Below are 14,582 nucleotides of genomic sequence, written 5' to 3'. Positions count from 1 at the left end.
TCGCAACTGAGGGTCCGCCGTGCATCGGGGTCCCCGCGAAGCCTGCTTCGTGGGGATTGCTTGGGCGCGGCGGACCCTTTTCTTGTCTCAGGAGGATCAGATGCCAGATGCATCCGACCTTGCCCGGCAGCTTGCTCGCACTGCCGAGAGCGTATGTCGCCATTATCTTCCGCAAGGCCGCCGACAGGGCCGCTACTGGCTCATCGGCGATGTCGAAGGCACGCCGGGGCGCAGCCTGTTCGTCCGCCTGACCGGACCCGACACCGGCAAAGGCGCTGCGGGTAAATGGACCGATGCGGCCACCGGCGAGCATGGCGACCTGCTCGACCTCATCACTGCCAACCAGCGATTGGCTTCGCTCGCCGACACGCTCGAGGAAGCGCGGCGCTTTCTGGCACTGCCACCGCCAGAGCCAAAGGCATTTGAACCGCTGCCGCCCGTACCGACCGGATCGCCGGAAGCTGCACGACGGCTGTGGGCGATATCGCAGCCGATCCATGACACGCTTGCCGAGACCTATCTGCGCCAGCGTGGTATCATCGACCTGCGCGAGTGCGGCTCGCTACGGTTCCACCCCAACTGCTGGTATCGCGCCGATGACGACGATTCACCTGGCACGCCGAGCGCGTTCCCAGCATTGATTGCAGCAGTCCGCAGTGACGACGGATTTTTGACCGGCATCCATCGTACCTGGCTCGATCCGAACGGCAGCGGAAAGGCGCCCGTCGTCACTCCGCGCCGCGCCATGGGTAATCTCCTCGGCAACGGCTTGCGGTTCGGTCGGGCCGGATCAGTCCTGGTCGCCGGAGAGGGCATCGAAACGATATTGTCGCTCCGACAGATCATGCCGACCATACCCATGATCGCCAGTCTCTCAGCGGGTCACCTGTCCGCGTTGCAAATCGCGCCATCGCTGCGCCGCCTCTATATTGCGCGCGATAACGATCCCGCTGGACAACATGCGGCTGACACGTTGGCCGAGCGCGCGATCGGGGCTGGTATCGAGCCATTGATGCTGACTGCCAGCCTTGGCGACTTCAACGACGATTTGCAGCGGCTTGGCCGGGACGAGATGCGAGCAGCGGTGCGAGTGCAGCTTGCGCCGGAGAATGCCGAACAGTTCATGGGCTGAGCATAGGCGGTGACGTCTCTGTGCTGGGCTATGTTCGCCATGATCCGTCGCTCCCCTGAAAGAGCCGCGCCTCTGCCTTCGAGAGGGGCGAGAGAAGCGGAAGCCGACCGGGCCGGCAATGGCTGCGCGCGACTTTCTTCCCCGCCCCGTGCCGGGGCTCCTCGCGCGCCAAGAAACTCGTGCTCGCCATCCTCCGTTGCGCTTCGGCCACAAGGGTGCCGACCCGGTCTGCCCTCGCTCGTTGCTCGCCCATGAAGGCCGCGAGAGGCGCGGTCCAACAACGGAGCGACCGCCATGACCGATCCCGACGAACCGCAGGAGCAATCCCCCACCGCCCATATTCTCGATGAACTGCAGCTTTACGGCTTCCGTCCATTCGAGGACGAACCCGACCCGCGACCACTGCCAGAAGGCGATCGCGTCGCAGGGGCCGTTGCTGACATCTTCGACGCCCTGATCGGCACGCTTGCCGACACGCGGCTCGAACCCGATCTCGACGATCTGCTCTGGTCGACGGTCAACCTGTTCCACCGTGCCGCCGAGCGGGTCGAACGCGAACTCGACGACAATGAGCAGGCGCAGCGTCGATCACAGCGCGAGCAGGACGGCTCCGAGGTCGCCTCGGTCGAACTGGAACGATTGTTGGCCCAGGGCCTGACATTGATCGAACGGCGCAATGCCCATGAACTAATGCGTGATGCTGCCTGCGATCTCTATCGCACCCATACCGGTTCGGCCTGGCATCCCCGCCATGGCAGCCTCGTCAACCGCCGCGCGATAACTGCAGCGATGGTCGATAGCCGCGACTTCATCGCCGCCCGCCACCGTGCCGAAGCCGAGGTCATGCTGCCTGCTGGCCCCAAGGTTGCCTTTACCGGCGGCAAGGACTGCAATGATACCGACGCCATCTGGGCGGCACTGGACCGGGTGGTTGCCAAACATCCGAACATGGTGCTGTTGCATGGCGGCGCGCCATCAGGCGCCGAGCGGATTGCTGCCTGCTGGGCTGACAATCGCAAGGTCACGCAGGTGGCATTCAAGCCCGATTGGGCCAAGCACGCCAAGGCGGCACCGTTCAAGCGCAACGATGCCATGCTCGATGTCCTGCCGATCGGCGTCGTGGTGTTCCCCGGTACCGGCATTCAGGACAACCTTGCCGACAAGGCCCGCAAGCTCGGCATCCCCGTGTTCGACTTCCGTAAGGGTCAGCCGCCGACCTGATCAATGGGCATTGCCTGATCGCTGGCAGGAGCACCGCTCCGATGGTCAACAGCGTGAGGGGCACGACAGCAAAATTCCGGGCGGATAACCGACACTGCATCCCGTTCCGAACCGGGAACGCCCCGCTCTCTCTGACTTACCTCTGACCTATGCGCTGCCTTGTGACGATCAACCCGCAAGGGGTCCGCTAAGCACAGCTTGCGGCCTTCAGCTTCGCCTCCGGTGATCGCGGCCGCGCGTCGGTCGCCTGTGCGCCTGTCGAGCGGGGACGGTCCCCGCTCCGGAAACAGGAGCAATGATCATGTCGCTTCCCACCGCCCAGAAATTCGCCTGGAACCTCGCCAAGACGCTGATGACCTGTGTGGTTCTCATTCAGACCAGTGACGGCTATGCCGTGATGACCGATGCCGATTATGATGGCGATCCGATGCTGATCGTTCAGGTGTATGACCCGTTTTGAACAACTCAGTCCAAAAAGAGGCGGTACCCGAAATACGGTTTTCGTCAGCGCATGAAACGCCGTCCAGCACTAAACACCAACTCAGTTTAGGCGATAGTCATCGAGAAAGGATGGGAGATGTCCATCGCCATACTTTATGCCATCCCGTGATAGCACAAGACAGCGAGACGCACTTAATGAACCCTATGCCCAAACTTTTCAATTGGTCAGGGCGTTTCGCAGACCTTGACTCTGGCCACCAGAATGCAATCGCCCAGCTGATCCAAGAAGGTGGTGCGATCAACGGCACCAAGGAAGAAATTCTGTTAAGGCTCCAGCGCACTCGCAAAATCGCTGTCCTGAGCGAACGCGAGAATGGTCGTGTTGTCGGTGTTGCCGCTCTAAAGACACCCACGCGCAACTACCGACAAAAAAAGTTTACCGACGCGGGGTTTGCAATTACGGGTTTCGAAAAGGCTCTGGAGCTCGGCTATATTGTAACACATGCTGACTGGCGGGGACACCAACTTTCGGGTGGTCTCATCGACCTAATCCTACACGAAATCACAGCACCGGCTTTCGCCACCACCGACAGCGACACTATGCGAAAGAACCTAACCAGGTCGGGCTTCACTCGCGTCGGTCGAGACTGGCAAGGCAACAAGGGTGCGCTTTCACTATGGATTTTCATGCCGACCTGATCGGATCGACTACCAGACAATTTCCCGTCTGGTTCCAGAGATCTTAGAAAAAACTATGACTGATGATGCCAGTCCAGGTAACATTCAGCCTTACATGGTCCAAGCGTGGCGTCTATTTGTGTCTCGATGCACGCGCTCAATTGGCTCTCCGAGAACAAGCATGAGAACAAGCCCTGAAGACCCTGACTGGACGGCACCCAAGACGGGTTGGGATTGGCGAGACGACAAAGTGCTTCTCGCCAGTGCGTGGTTCGCGGAGCTCGTCCCCCGACGTGCTTGGCAACGTCGGCTCGAATCAACCCGCGACCGTTTCCTAAGGGCAAAGGACAGCTGGGCAAGGGGCGAACCGGTGCCGTTCTATGATCCAGCCGACACCGCAGCTTGGTACGTCTTCCAAGCCAATGCCTATGCAGCGGATCGCCTGAACTGGGTGCCAGAAGAGGCGGTCCGCATAGCCCCGACCTTTACCCGGATTGGCGAGGAGTTGACCACGTTGCTTTCGATTGGCGGCGCCGAAGACCGGGCCGCCCGGCTGATGAACACCGATCGCGGCCAGCCCGATGGAGGACTGTTCGAGCTGCTGGTCGCGCTTGCATACCGCCGGGACGGTTGGAACACAGTCTTCGTCCCTGAGCGGCCCGGCGTCGCCAAGACCCACGACCTCAACGTTAGCAAGGGGCGGCAGAGCTGGGCTGTTGAATGCAAGCGTATGGACCGTTCGAGTTACGATGCGCGGGAACGTGCTCGCGGCCAGGTTCTCGCTCAGCCAGTCCATCGGCTTGCGCTAGAAGCCTATCGGTCAATCTACATGCAGGTCGCGTACGATGCGGAGCTAAGTACGATCCCTGAGGATTACCTTGCCCGACATGCATCGGACTATCTGAATGGAGCTGGGCCAAGTTATTGGCGCGATAGCCACGGCATCGGCACGATCCGCGAAATCGACTGGTCGCTGGCACATCGCGTTCTTGCCAAGGACGAGGTTTACTACGGTTCGAGCCGAATGATAGAATTGCTGATCGGTCAGTATGATCACGACTTCGCCCATTCGATGGCAGGGAAATGGCGACCTAGCAGAAGCCGTCCATTCTGGGCGGACATGGTTTATCATGCGAGTGTTATTGCGTGGCGTAATCAATCGCGGGAGGCGATCCGCCTGAAGGCGCGGCATTTCCGATCGACAGTGGCGAAAGCGGCCGCACAGCTTCCCAAGGATCGGCCCGGCGTTGTCCATGTGGGCGTTGAATCCTGGGCGGGCAGCACAGCTGACGGCGTCCGACATTTTCGCAATAAGCTCGAGATGCTCGACTTCGATCCAGGCGATACCCGCCTGCGCTGGGTCTACGGCGAGTATTTCGCGCCAGAAGTCACAACGCGGGCCGACGAGAGCTGGGCGATCGAGGAGACCTCGGCCTCCTATCGCGTTGGGCGTCACCGGACGCGTGAGCCGCTGCCGTATCACATGCTTCTGACCCCGGAGGCGAAGATCAATCACGGCGTCCATTGGGATCCGGCCAGCCAGTCCCCGCTCGAGCGATCACGATCGTGAGCCCCGCCTCCGTCTCCGCGGTGGCCGGACTTGGCACAGCGGGCTACGCCGAAGGATCCGTCGGCAACGGGCCGATCTGCTGAAGGACGTCGGAGACCTGGCGGCAGTACTCGGGGTTTGCGGCCAGGAAATCTTGGAGCGAATGCCTAAATGGTGGCGGGCCGCCCTGGATCGATCCGGTTTCGTCCAGCCAATCGACGACAGGGAGGAAGCCGTGGAGTTCGTTGGCCTGCTCGTAGCGGGCGTCATCGACCGCACTCTCCATGCTCAGCCTGGCCCAGACGACGTCACCGTAGATCCGCCCTATCGTTGCTTGCGCGTCCGTCGGACAAGTCTTGCCGTCCCACGCATAGTATCCATGCAGACCAGTGAGCACGACGTCGCCGGCGCGCACGATGATCTCGAAATAGCTGAGCATCGTTTCCTCGTGAGACTGAGCCTGGTGGATTGCATAGGCCAGATGCTTCTTGTCGAAGGCGTGCAGTTCTACGCTGACTTCGTTGTCCGAAAGCACCTCCAAATACGAGCGGGCCGCCTCCTGCCAGACCGGCTCGAAGGCGATGAACCCGAGGAAGGCGTGGACCGCCATCTTCCATGACGTTGCAACGGCGGGTGTGACAGTCGCTCGGTAGCTATGCCGGTTCGGTCGCTCGCTCCCTCCGAGCGGTGAAGCTGCCAGAGCCGCTCTCAGGATCCTGGCGTCATCATTGATGAATTCGAGCCTTGGCCAGTCGCCGACTCGTTCAACCCGAATTAGCGCGTAGCGCTTCTGCAGCGCATGGAGCTTCTCCGGCGTTCCGTGGGTCCAGCCGTTCGCGAATTCCGGAACCTGATCGTGCGGGACGTCGCCAATCCAGTCCTTCGCATCAGCTTCGGGCTCCCAGCCGGGGGCAGCATAGGGGAAGTCCTCCCCGATCCGTTTGCCGATTACCGCCTCGATGCGATCGTGGAGCCCGTCCGGCACGCGCCAGACACAAATTATCATGGGATAGGGCGATCGTCCCTTTCTCAGCGGCTCCTTGGGTTCGAACAGCAGCAGGGCGAGCCGCATGAACGGCAAACGAGCCGCGCGTGACCTGATGAAGGCGACGTAGCGCTCCCGTGGCTCGAGTGTGTCAAACCAGATCAAGTCCATGTCGGGACTGAGCTGCGGGAGGAATCGCAGGGTCTTGAGCGTGACCGGACGCAGAACGACGGTGCCACCGTTCGACGCGGCCTGCAGCGCCGTGACATCGACGCCCGTCGAGTAGGCAAAATAGGACAGCGGCAGGAGCAGTTCGCTCCAGTGGGTCGAGTCGACGACGCAGCGGATCATCTCCCTCGGAACCCGATCTCGCTCCACGAGAAGAGTAACGTATTTGCTCAGCTCATTGAGCGTGCCGCGTGCGCTGTTGTCGCTCCGTTTGATCTCGATGCAAACAATGTGGTCGAACGCATCGCGAGCAAGGATATCGATGCGACCGCCGGATCCCTCGGGGTTGTCGAGCCCATACTCCGTCTTGAGGAGCGTAAGCCCAGGCTCAACGAGTTCCAGCCGCTCGGCCAGATGGTCCCGAAACTCTTCTTCATTGGAAAAGAGGTTCAATACCGGCTTCGGTGCATTTTGATCCGGCGGGCTGTTCATGACTCGGTTGATAGCCGAGATCGATGTATCGAGGGAGAATGATAGACGTAAACGAGATGAGAGATTCCATTCTGGCGGCCTGCGACCTGCCAAACGTCGATGAGCGCTATACCTTCTATTACGATGAGACAAACAACGTCCGAAAGCTGCATCTCACATCAACCGGGATGAATATCCGCCGACCGGACTGTTTCGTGCTGGGCGGGATCGTTCATCGAGGTTCTCCGCGGCCGATTGCTCTCGCCGAGCTCCATGCGGCGCTGCGCCTCCAGCCATCGGTGAAAGAGATCAAGCTGAAGCATCTAGGCGCCGGTGGTTTCCTCGATCTGCTCACCTCATCGAAGCTCGAGACGTTACTTGAGTGGCTGAGGGCGCAAGAGTTTCTGCTGCACTATCAAGTGATCGATTTGCTTTATTGGTCGATCGTCGACATCGTGGACTCGATCGTCACAGGAGTCGGACAGCCGGTGCTGATGGCGGCGCATTTGCTCCTTAAAGATAGCCTCTATACCGTGCTGCGCGACGATGTAGACGGCACCGCCGAGCTGCTCGGCCGCTACAACTACCCAGATGTCGGACGCGAGCGCCGATCGGCCTTCATTGCCGAGCTGCGGGACCTGGTCGAGCATCGCGAGCCGCTGCTCGAGCATTTTCCCTTCTATATGTTGAAGGGCTTGTTGCAGGCGGCTAGGGGACTGGAGTCCCTGCCTTATCTAGAAGACGAGACGCCCAACGTCCTTATCGACGGCTTTGGCTCGTTCTTTTTGAATCGGCTTTGCCTCTTCACGAAGGCGCAGCACATCCTCGACGACGAAAAGCAGATCGAGGCATATCTCAAATCGCTCCCCTTGAGCGACAACGGCGTTCCGCTCCGCCACTTCCGGTTTGCCAATTCCCAGTCTGAGCCAGGCGTGCAGTTGTCGGACCCTGTGGCGGGACTACTTGGCAAGCTGTTCAGCCACCTCAATCGCACGCCGCTCGACGAACTCGAGGAGGAGATGGCCAACTTGACGAATCAACAGCGGCGCAGTCTCAGGCTTCTGGCTCGATTGCTCGATGCATCAACAGACGAATGCCCGGCGTTCGCGCAATATGTTATCTCCGCAAAGGATCGCCATCGCGCCAGCTTCATACTTGAGGGTGAAGCTCTCACTTTTGAGAGATGAGATTGAGTCGTTCGCCCAAGGGTTTAATCGATTTCCGCTGAGTATAGCCTTCCAACGAGGAACCTCGGCTTCAATGACTTCGATGCAGCGACGGAAATTCCAAAATTAAGTGATAGCACCAAAATTCGGGAGGATATGGCTTTCCAGCCGGTACGGTTCGCACATGCTTCGACGACCTATTCGTTTCCGTGGGCAAATCGGTGACCTCCTCAAGCGCAACTCCCAGCTTCCCGGCGATCGCTTTGAGCGCGTCATCAGGCGTCCCGGTCAGGAGATAGGCCAGCATTGCCCCCGATTCCGAAAACGGCGCGTATCGGCATGTCAGATATTCGTCAGTCACGTCACGCACGTAAGCGGCCACGCTGCCCGGCGTCTCAAGCACCTTGGCTTCAAGCGGCCACATGATCCGTTCGTCGGCACGAAGTACGAAGGCCAGGTCGTATTCGGGCGGTTGAGCGGGTGGGGCTCTCATCGTTTCACGTTCGAAGGGGCCATGCTGGACGTAAAAGGGTTCATCCCCCGTCATCGCGTCTCTCACACGCGGTTCCAAAAGCTGGGTGATGCTTCTCTCCAAGTCCCGCCCGTCAATGGTCGGTTCGGACGTGACGAGATTTTCGTACGCTAGCCAAATAAACGCGAGAAATTGCCGTGCAGGATCTTTCACCCATGATCGTGCCAATTGGACGAAGGCAGGATCGACTGAGCGTGGCAAAGTCCCTGCTGCGGCGACAGACATCATTGAACCGCCTCGGGCCTCTCGTCCTCTTCCCGCCCCCATGTAAACAGATCGAGAGCAACCTCGTCTGCGTCTTGCAGCCCGGTGCTACGGGTCCAGAACCGCTTCTGATCGGGCTTGATGATAAACACCGTAGGTATGCCGCTGCTCGCGTCGTAAATGCGAACGAAACGTTGATTGTAGATACCGCCGTCTTTGCCCTTTGAAGCAAGATTCAGTTGCTGAAACTCGTTTAGCAGTTCTGCCGAACCAATCCTCTTCACATCGATTGACTCGGCGGATTCACCACCCAGCGTGAAGGCGATTAATCTATACGGCATGCCTTCTTTATCAGATTGAAAAATCGTCGCAGCGATCGGCTTGTCTGCACCGAAGCCCGCCTTCAGCACCCTTATAAAGAAGCTGCAATAGGATCGGAGGTGCAATTCATCGCCATTGTGATCCGTGTTGGTGCTTTGTCTCCCGATCGACCGCTCACCCTCAAGAAAGTCGCTAAGCGTAAAGCCCATCATGTCCTCAATGAGCACGCGCTCCGCGTCCTTGAGACTGAATAGATCGAAGACAATCGGATCAATATCCGCGTGGGAGCTTACATCATCTAGTTGGCCGACACCATGGGGCGGCAGCGGAAGGCCGAGAAGCTCCGACTTTGATGGCTTGGGTATGAACAGGAATCTGCCGCTCGTAAGCAGAAGAAAATATACAGCCAGGTGGCTATTGAACACCATGCAGGCCACTTCAAGATCGCTGCGACAGGCCGAATGCAGAGAATAGTAGCTCTCGTTGCAGAGAAGTGCGGCTTGACGCGCAGAACGAGTCAGCCGGGCATGAAAACGACCGGTCGGCTTGCTCCAGCTTTGCTTCACAATGAGCTGTGGCCACGCAAACGCTGCGACACTGGTGGACGCTTGCGAATGCACTTTTGCATCACCGAACAAGGGAAAATCCTCGACAGCCAGGAACGGAAAATCCTGCTCTTGAGGAAACATGCCCGCGCTGAAGATGCGCAGTTTTGCAAAGGCGGGCACGCTCTTTTTCCGGTTGCCAAACTTGACCCCCTGCACGCTTTTTAAGCCGGCAATATCCTGCACGGTCCTAGACGCCCGAAGCTTATTGACGAGTTGAAGGTCGCGCCTCGTTCCCCACATCAGCTTTGACCATATCGCGGGATCTTCGATCGCCTCGGCGACCGTCAGCGTTTTGCGGTCTTGCGGCTCGATGACGATTGTAAACTCGTCCAATAGGGGCACGGTGTGCTTGGGGCTGACGTAGCTTATGACGTCTTCCCGCGATGGCGCGGTTCGCTCAAGAATAGCGACGCAACAAGGCGACACCGATGTCTCTGTGGTATGCGTCTTTCGCTTGAAGACGCTAAACCGCAGCGCAGACAGGTTATATATCTTCCGCACTCTGTGCTGGGAGAACAGCGCTTTCCGAAACTTTACTGCCGGACCGCTAATGTTAAACAGGAGCGAGTTTGCCGATTGTATCAAGGCAATCCTGCCCTCGGGCTTCGAAAGTACTGCGGCCTTTGCCAGAAACAGGCCGCCAATGTCATTGTTGGCAACGGGCCACTCGTGCGATGGATCGCTCGCCCAGCCCTTGGCGGTATCGGTGATAACGCCGTCGCCCCAAGGGGCGTTGCCGATGACCAGATGATAGGACTGGTCATCGTCCTTTGACCGAAAGCCTTCATGGCTCTCATCAAAAAAGTCCCCGCAAATCAGCCTGCGCTGGCGCATCGTCGGAAATGTCACCTGAGTCCAATAATGCCTCGGCTCTATCTCATCACACATCGCCAGGTAGAGACTGAAACATGCCACGCGAACGGCGTGCGGATCGATATCAACACCGAATATGTTTCGCTCCAGCAAGCGCCGAAGAGTCTCCGCTCGAATTGGCTTGTCCGGGTTCGCATTCCTCCACCGATGAACAAGCCGCTGGAAGGCTTTGACCAAGAAGACACCCGATCCGCATGAGGGATCGATGATCTTGAGATCCCATTCAGCACCATCCCAAGGCAGAACTTCATCCAATACGAAATCGACAAGGTATGGTGGGGTGTAAAAAATGCCGTCGCGCGCAGCACGCTCCGTAACGAACGTCTCATAAATACTACTGATGAATTCGAGCGGGATGACGTCGAAAGCATATTGTGGCCAGAGACACATCTGCCGGGCAGGCATGTCCAGATCGCCGCGGATAAAATCCGCCAAGAGTGCGAGATGCTTGGGCTTGACGACCTGCTTCTCCGTCGCCCAGCCTACTGCGCGTTCCTCTGGAGTTGCACCCTTGCCGGGAAACAAGTCCCCGTTGAACTTGGCATTGAGCCAGTCAAACAGGTGATAGGTGTCCCCATAGTCGGAAAGCAGTCCGTGGAACGAGTCGTGGACGTTGGAAAGGACGCCCTCTTTTTGCAACCGATGCAGGCTTGCGACTGTCAGCGCCGGGTTTCCGTCTTGGTCCTTCCGATCGAATAGGAACTGCACGAAAATGATACGTGCAAGAAGGTCATGGCAGATATCGTCATTTGTTAGCCCGAGCTGCGAGAGCTGGTCACGAATGTACCGAAGGTTGCCGAGCAGCATTTGGTCGGCACGACCATCGCGATCAAAGCGGGCCGAGTGCTCCGAAAAGAATGCCCCGGACACCAAATTGATCCAGTGCAGCGCCCGTGCAGCCTGCAACTCCAGCGCCTGCGTGCGATCGGCTTGGAGTTCGTCTGCCCGCAATTTACGAACGAGGTAGTCTTCGAGCGCGCGATTCTCGTCCGGCGCCTCACAGCAACTCCAGACCCGCAACAGGGATGGCTCAATCGTTACCAGTATGGGGACATGAGAGAAGTTCCAGCACAGACGTTGCAGCTCCCTAAGACTGTCCTCACTGGGGCCGTTTTGGAACTCTGCGACTACGGCTAACGGCGGTTCAGAAGAGCGTGCATCAGGGTTGGCCATGAGAACCCCGACGCGGGTCTCATCGCCGTCGCACAACCTTTGTAGCGCGCGTCCGATCTTGTTTCGAACAAGCGAGGCGAAGACCGACGCGCCCGCTCCGGACGGATGCGTGACGGCATCCGGCGTAGGCCAGCCAAGAATGTCATGCGTCCGTTCGAGTGATAGAGCCGGAGCGTCTGTCATGACCTCAGCTCCAATTGCGTTTGCGGATCGCCGCCGAACTTGCCAATTGCCGCGCTGCCGCGAGACTTTTTCTTGTTCACGTCAACTCGATCGAAAACCGGCTCGTGCGCGATGCCTTTGAGACGAAGTTCAGCAAGGAGCGCAGCGATTATTCCGAGGTGCGACGATACCTCTCCACGTTTCGAATAGTTTGAAACGGAATTTGCCCTCATACCGACCAGCGCGGCAAACTCTCGGACACTCAGACCCGCTTTCCCCAACTCCAATATGAAATCATCGTACGACATCGCATCCCATTTGAATCCTCACTTTTTTATGAGAATGACACATAAAAAGATGAGCGTCTACCCCATCCGCGACTGTGGCAGAATGGTGAATTGACGCGCTCTTGTTCTGCCGTTGACCTTTCAGCACCGTCGAGCCATACCCCTGCCCAATAGCACCCGGTTGACGCAAGTTTCTGGAGTTTGCCGGACCAACACGCGAATAAGTCGCAACGCGATCGCATGAGCACGGCGATTATGCCAATGTGCGCCACCGAATTGGCGGTTGAAATTAGCGCGCGTCGTAATGCCGAGCCGCTAACCCGGCGCTGATGGTTGCCGGCATGCCTCTTTGCCGTGTCCAACCGCCTGACTACGATCTCTTCACGGGTTTGATCTGGCTGGGACCAGCTTCGCCTCGTCCGCCTAGCCGCAACGGCGGGCTTGCGACTTTCTCCCCCTCACCTTCGGTCATTCCTCGCGAAACAAGAAACTCGCCGCCCTCCGTCCTCCGCTGACGCTGCGGCCGCAAGCGGTGCGGCGGCGTCCGTCCCGGCCTTTGGATCACCCATCGAGACCGCAATCGGGCGGTTCGATCCAAGGAAAGGAACTTCATCATGGCAACCATCGGCACCTTTAAGAAGACGGCTTCGGGCGAATACACCGGCGAAATCGTTACCCTCTCGGTTCAGGCCAAGGGCGTCCGCATCATCCCGCAGGACACCCGCACCAACGACAACGCACCATCGCACCGGGTTCTGGTCAACCGCGCCGAAATCGGTGCCGCCTGGAGCAAGACCTCGAACGAAGGCCGCGACTATCTCGCAGTCAAGCTCGACGATCCCAGCTTCAACGCGCCCATCTACGCCAACCTCTTCGACGACGAGGGCGGTGAAAGCTTCAGCCTCATCTGGTCGCGCCCGAACGGTCGCCGCAGCGACAGCTGATCCGGCTAGACGCCCCGCCCGGCACTCCGGGCGGGGCTCTTTGCAATTTGAGCTACGCCATTCCGGCCGGATCGGAGCCATCGCCTTCGATCTTCGCGACAAGGTCGGAAGGCTCTACTCCGAGCGGCCCTGACAGATGAAACAGTGTCACCACGGTCGGGTTGCGACGCCCGCGTTCCAGATCGCTGACATATTGCTGGGTAAATCCTGACAGCTCGGCGAACTGCTCTTGCGTCAGCCCCTTGTCGCGCCGCAAACGCGCGAAGTTCAGTCCCACGAGGCGGCGCATGTCCATGCACGGCACGCTGGACGATACACCTGATGAGGTTTATCTCTTATAAGGTGTATTGGGCCAGCTTGAGCTTCGGCGCTGCAAAAGGTGCGTTCAGCTATGCATGACTTGCAAGTATTTTCCGGCGTGAGTTTCGTTATTGCAGTCGCTGGCAAGAGGGGGGATTCGCTGCCATGAGCTGCCGCTTCGACGACGTTGCGCCTGAGCTTCCGGTGATCACGCCTTATGACGAGGCGCACTTCACCGACTATCTGCGATTGCTCGACGCTGACGCCGACGGTGCTGATTGGCGAGAGGCGGTGTCGGTGATTTTCGACATCGATCCAGCCAGAGAACCGGAACGCGCCGAGCGGATGCACGCCACTCATCTGGCCCGCGCGCGGTGGATGACCGAGGTCGGCTATGCCCATCTACTGGCGCGCGACGGCGAGCTAAAGCACTAACGTTTCAATCCATTTAGGCGAAACGTCAGCGCATCACGTGCATGGCAGCATGCAGCTTTGACGCTTTTCGACACGCGCTGGCATTGCCACGCTCTGGTCCGCGGGCCGCGATGGTCGCGGCCGGGAGACTGTCATGCCCAGGTCGGCGAACAAGCGTACCAGTGGCAGTGAGAAGACGGCCGACACGCTTGGTCGCGCCGAACTCGCCGCCGAATTTCTGAAGCGTAACCACAACTACCGCGCCGAACATGCGCAGATGGAGCAGCGAATAGCGCGCGGTTCGATCGCACGCCAAGCCGCGGAAGCTGAATTTGCGCGGCGCTGGGGGTTGTCCTTTCGCCTATGCGCCGGGTGACCTTGCCGACACGGTGATCTGGCGGCCCGAGCTGACCGCCGTCACCGTCATTTTTGATGCTGCGCCGGACGGATTTGGCAATGCCAAAGCCGTCGATCCGCTGAAGCTCGGCGCGCTACTGGCCGATCAGGCGGGGGTCGAAGGTCGGCACGTCGTAGTGGCCGACCCGGACGGCGAACACTCGCTCTGGCTACGCGATCCGACGCCCGGTCAGCCGCTGGCGGCGATCATCCCACTCGACAAGGATTTCACGACGCGGGTGACGAGCCTGTTGCGCTTCCATCGCCGATTGTTCGGTAAGCAGTCGGGGCCACCGGCACGCGGATGGCCGCTTAGCCGCTACCGGCAAGCACGCCTCGCCATGATGCTTCAGGCGCTCGATTTGCGCATGTCAGGGGCGAGCTATCGCCAAATTGCCGCCGCTATGGGCCGCGAAGATGATGCCGAACTGCCAGCGACCGAATGGAAAACTTCGGCCGGGCGGTCGTTCGCAATCCGGCTCGTCCGCGATGCTACCGCGCTGATGAACGGCGACTATCGCAAGCTGCTGCGCATCCGCTGAACTGTCTTTCGCGCT

15 protein-coding genes are annotated in these 14,582 nt (G+C 59.2%); 10 read left to right on the top strand and 5 right to left on the bottom strand.

Annotation, left to right across the window (positions count from 1 at the left end; all coding sequences use genetic code 11):
* Positions 1–100 precede the first annotated feature (100 nt).
* The 5 genes from ACPVPU_RS12535 to ACPVPU_RS12515 all read left to right on the top strand — a co-directional run bounded on the left by ACPVPU_RS12535 (position 101) and on the right by ACPVPU_RS12515 (position 5,042).
* Entirely contained in the window at positions 101–1,132 is a 1,032-nt protein-coding gene (locus tag ACPVPU_RS12535; protein WP_448660513.1) for a DUF7146 domain-containing protein, read from the top strand.
* A gap of 294 nt (positions 1,133–1,426) precedes the next feature.
* Positions 1,427–2,353 carry a DUF2493 domain-containing protein gene (locus ACPVPU_RS12530; RefSeq protein WP_448658285.1) on the top strand — a complete coding sequence of 309 codons (927 nt, stop codon included), beginning with the start codon at positions 1,427–1,429 and terminating at the stop codon, positions 2,351–2,353.
* Positions 2,354–2,654: 301 nt separating this feature from the next.
* On the top strand, positions 2,655–2,813 hold the full coding sequence (locus tag ACPVPU_RS12525; RefSeq protein ID WP_448658284.1) for a hypothetical protein: 159 nt from the start codon (positions 2,655–2,657) through the stop codon (positions 2,811–2,813).
* A 110-nt stretch (positions 2,814–2,923) separates the two neighbouring features.
* On the top strand, positions 2,924–3,493 hold the full coding sequence (locus ACPVPU_RS12520; protein ID WP_448658283.1) for a hypothetical protein: 570 nt from the start codon (positions 2,924–2,926) through the stop codon (positions 3,491–3,493).
* 349 nt (positions 3,494–3,842) lie between these two features.
* On the top strand, positions 3,843–5,042 hold the full coding sequence (locus ACPVPU_RS12515) for a hypothetical protein (RefSeq protein ID WP_448658282.1): 1,200 nt from the start codon (positions 3,843–3,845) through the stop codon (positions 5,040–5,042).
* Between the two features lie 43 nt (positions 5,043–5,085).
* Here the strand turns inward: ACPVPU_RS12515 and ACPVPU_RS12510 are convergent, their stop codons facing one another.
* Positions 5,086–6,666 (bottom strand): endonuclease NucS domain-containing protein, encoded by a 1,581-nt coding sequence (locus ACPVPU_RS12510; RefSeq protein ID WP_448658281.1) that lies wholly within the window; start codon positions 6,664–6,666, stop codon positions 5,086–5,088.
* Between the two features lie 38 nt (positions 6,667–6,704).
* Here ACPVPU_RS12510 and ACPVPU_RS12505 point away from each other — a divergent pair, with 38 nt between their 5' ends.
* Positions 6,705–7,832 (top strand): DUF3800 domain-containing protein, encoded by a 1,128-nt coding sequence (locus ACPVPU_RS12505; protein WP_448658280.1) that lies wholly within the window; start codon positions 6,705–6,707, stop codon positions 7,830–7,832.
* A gap of 70 nt (positions 7,833–7,902) precedes the next feature.
* Here ACPVPU_RS12505 and ACPVPU_RS12500 read toward each other — a convergent pair whose 3' ends face one another.
* The 3 genes from ACPVPU_RS12500 to ACPVPU_RS12490 are packed head-to-tail and all read right to left on the bottom strand — an operon-like array spanning position 7,903 to position 11,992.
* The gene (locus ACPVPU_RS12500) at positions 7,903–8,571 is read right to left on the bottom strand and encodes a hypothetical protein (RefSeq protein ID WP_448658279.1); all 669 of its coding nucleotides are present in this window, start codon (positions 8,569–8,571) and stop codon (positions 7,903–7,905) included.
* Positions 8,568–11,705 carry an HsdM family class I SAM-dependent methyltransferase gene (locus ACPVPU_RS12495; RefSeq protein WP_448658278.1) on the bottom strand — a complete coding sequence of 1,046 codons (3,138 nt, stop codon included), beginning with the start codon at positions 11,703–11,705 and terminating at the stop codon, positions 8,568–8,570. Before ACPVPU_RS12495 ends, ACPVPU_RS12500 begins: the two co-directional genes overlap by 4 nt.
* Positions 11,702–11,992, bottom strand: a complete 291-nt coding sequence (locus tag ACPVPU_RS12490; protein ID WP_448658277.1) for an XRE family transcriptional regulator — start codon at positions 11,990–11,992, stop codon at positions 11,702–11,704. Before ACPVPU_RS12490 ends, ACPVPU_RS12495 begins: the two co-directional genes overlap by 4 nt.
* Positions 11,993–12,585: 593 nt before the next feature.
* Here ACPVPU_RS12490 and ACPVPU_RS12485 point away from each other — a divergent pair.
* A complete protein-coding gene (locus tag ACPVPU_RS12485) occupies positions 12,586–12,915 on the top strand; it encodes a DUF736 domain-containing protein (protein ID WP_448658276.1) in 330 nt (109 codons plus the stop codon).
* 52 nt (positions 12,916–12,967) lie between these two features.
* Here ACPVPU_RS12485 and ACPVPU_RS12480 read toward each other — a convergent pair whose 3' ends face one another.
* Positions 12,968–13,210: a helix-turn-helix domain-containing protein gene (locus ACPVPU_RS12480; protein WP_448658275.1), complete on the bottom strand. Its 243-nt coding sequence runs from the start codon at positions 13,208–13,210 to the stop codon at positions 12,968–12,970.
* Between the two features lie 170 nt (positions 13,211–13,380).
* Between ACPVPU_RS12480 and ACPVPU_RS12475 the strand changes: the two genes are divergently transcribed.
* The 3 genes from ACPVPU_RS12475 (at position 13,381) to ACPVPU_RS12465 (ending at position 14,567) form a co-directional block, all read left to right on the top strand.
* A complete protein-coding gene (locus ACPVPU_RS12475) occupies positions 13,381–13,650 on the top strand; it encodes a DNA -binding domain-containing protein (RefSeq protein ID WP_448658274.1) in 270 nt (89 codons plus the stop codon).
* A gap of 133 nt (positions 13,651–13,783) precedes the next feature.
* Positions 13,784–14,005 carry a transcriptional regulator domain-containing protein gene (locus ACPVPU_RS12470; protein WP_448658273.1) on the top strand — a complete coding sequence of 74 codons (222 nt, stop codon included), beginning with the start codon at positions 13,784–13,786 and terminating at the stop codon, positions 14,003–14,005.
* 13 nt (positions 14,006–14,018) lie between these two features.
* Positions 14,019–14,567: a DUF2285 domain-containing protein gene (locus ACPVPU_RS12465; RefSeq protein WP_448658272.1), complete on the top strand. Its 549-nt coding sequence runs from the start codon at positions 14,019–14,021 to the stop codon at positions 14,565–14,567.
* Positions 14,568–14,582 lie beyond the last annotated feature (15 nt).

This window comes from Sphingomonas paludis, assembly GCF_053502515.1.
The sequence above is the reverse complement of the archived record's forward strand: the minus strand, read 5'-3'. Positions and strand labels throughout refer to the sequence as shown.

Coding starts and splice junctions, on each gene's coding strand:
- ACPVPU_RS12535 (WP_448660513.1), top strand. CDS start 101: ATGCCAGATGCATCCGACCTTGCCCGGCAGCTTGCTCGCACTGCCGAG.
- ACPVPU_RS12530 (WP_448658285.1), top strand. CDS start 1,427: ATGACCGATCCCGACGAACCGCAGGAGCAATCCCCCACCGCCCATATT.
- ACPVPU_RS12525 (WP_448658284.1), top strand. CDS start 2,655: ATGTCGCTTCCCACCGCCCAGAAATTCGCCTGGAACCTCGCCAAGACG.
- ACPVPU_RS12520 (WP_448658283.1), top strand. CDS start 2,924: ATGGGAGATGTCCATCGCCATACTTTATGCCATCCCGTGATAGCACAA.
- ACPVPU_RS12510 (WP_448658281.1), bottom strand. CDS start 6,666: ATGAACAGCCCGCCGGATCAAAATGCACCGAAGCCGGTATTGAACCTC.
- ACPVPU_RS12505 (WP_448658280.1), top strand. CDS start 6,705: ATGATAGACGTAAACGAGATGAGAGATTCCATTCTGGCGGCCTGCGAC.
- ACPVPU_RS12500 (WP_448658279.1), bottom strand. CDS start 8,571: ATGATGTCTGTCGCCGCAGCAGGGACTTTGCCACGCTCAGTCGATCCT.
- ACPVPU_RS12495 (WP_448658278.1), bottom strand. CDS start 11,705: ATGACAGACGCTCCGGCTCTATCACTCGAACGGACGCATGACATTCTT.
- ACPVPU_RS12490 (WP_448658277.1), bottom strand. CDS start 11,992: ATGTCGTACGATGATTTCATATTGGAGTTGGGGAAAGCGGGTCTGAGT.
- ACPVPU_RS12485 (WP_448658276.1), top strand. CDS start 12,586: ATGGCAACCATCGGCACCTTTAAGAAGACGGCTTCGGGCGAATACACC.
- ACPVPU_RS12480 (WP_448658275.1), bottom strand. CDS start 13,210: ATGGACATGCGCCGCCTCGTGGGACTGAACTTCGCGCGTTTGCGGCGC.
- ACPVPU_RS12475 (WP_448658274.1), top strand. CDS start 13,381: ATGAGCTGCCGCTTCGACGACGTTGCGCCTGAGCTTCCGGTGATCACG.
- ACPVPU_RS12470 (WP_448658273.1), top strand. CDS start 13,784: ATGCCCAGGTCGGCGAACAAGCGTACCAGTGGCAGTGAGAAGACGGCC.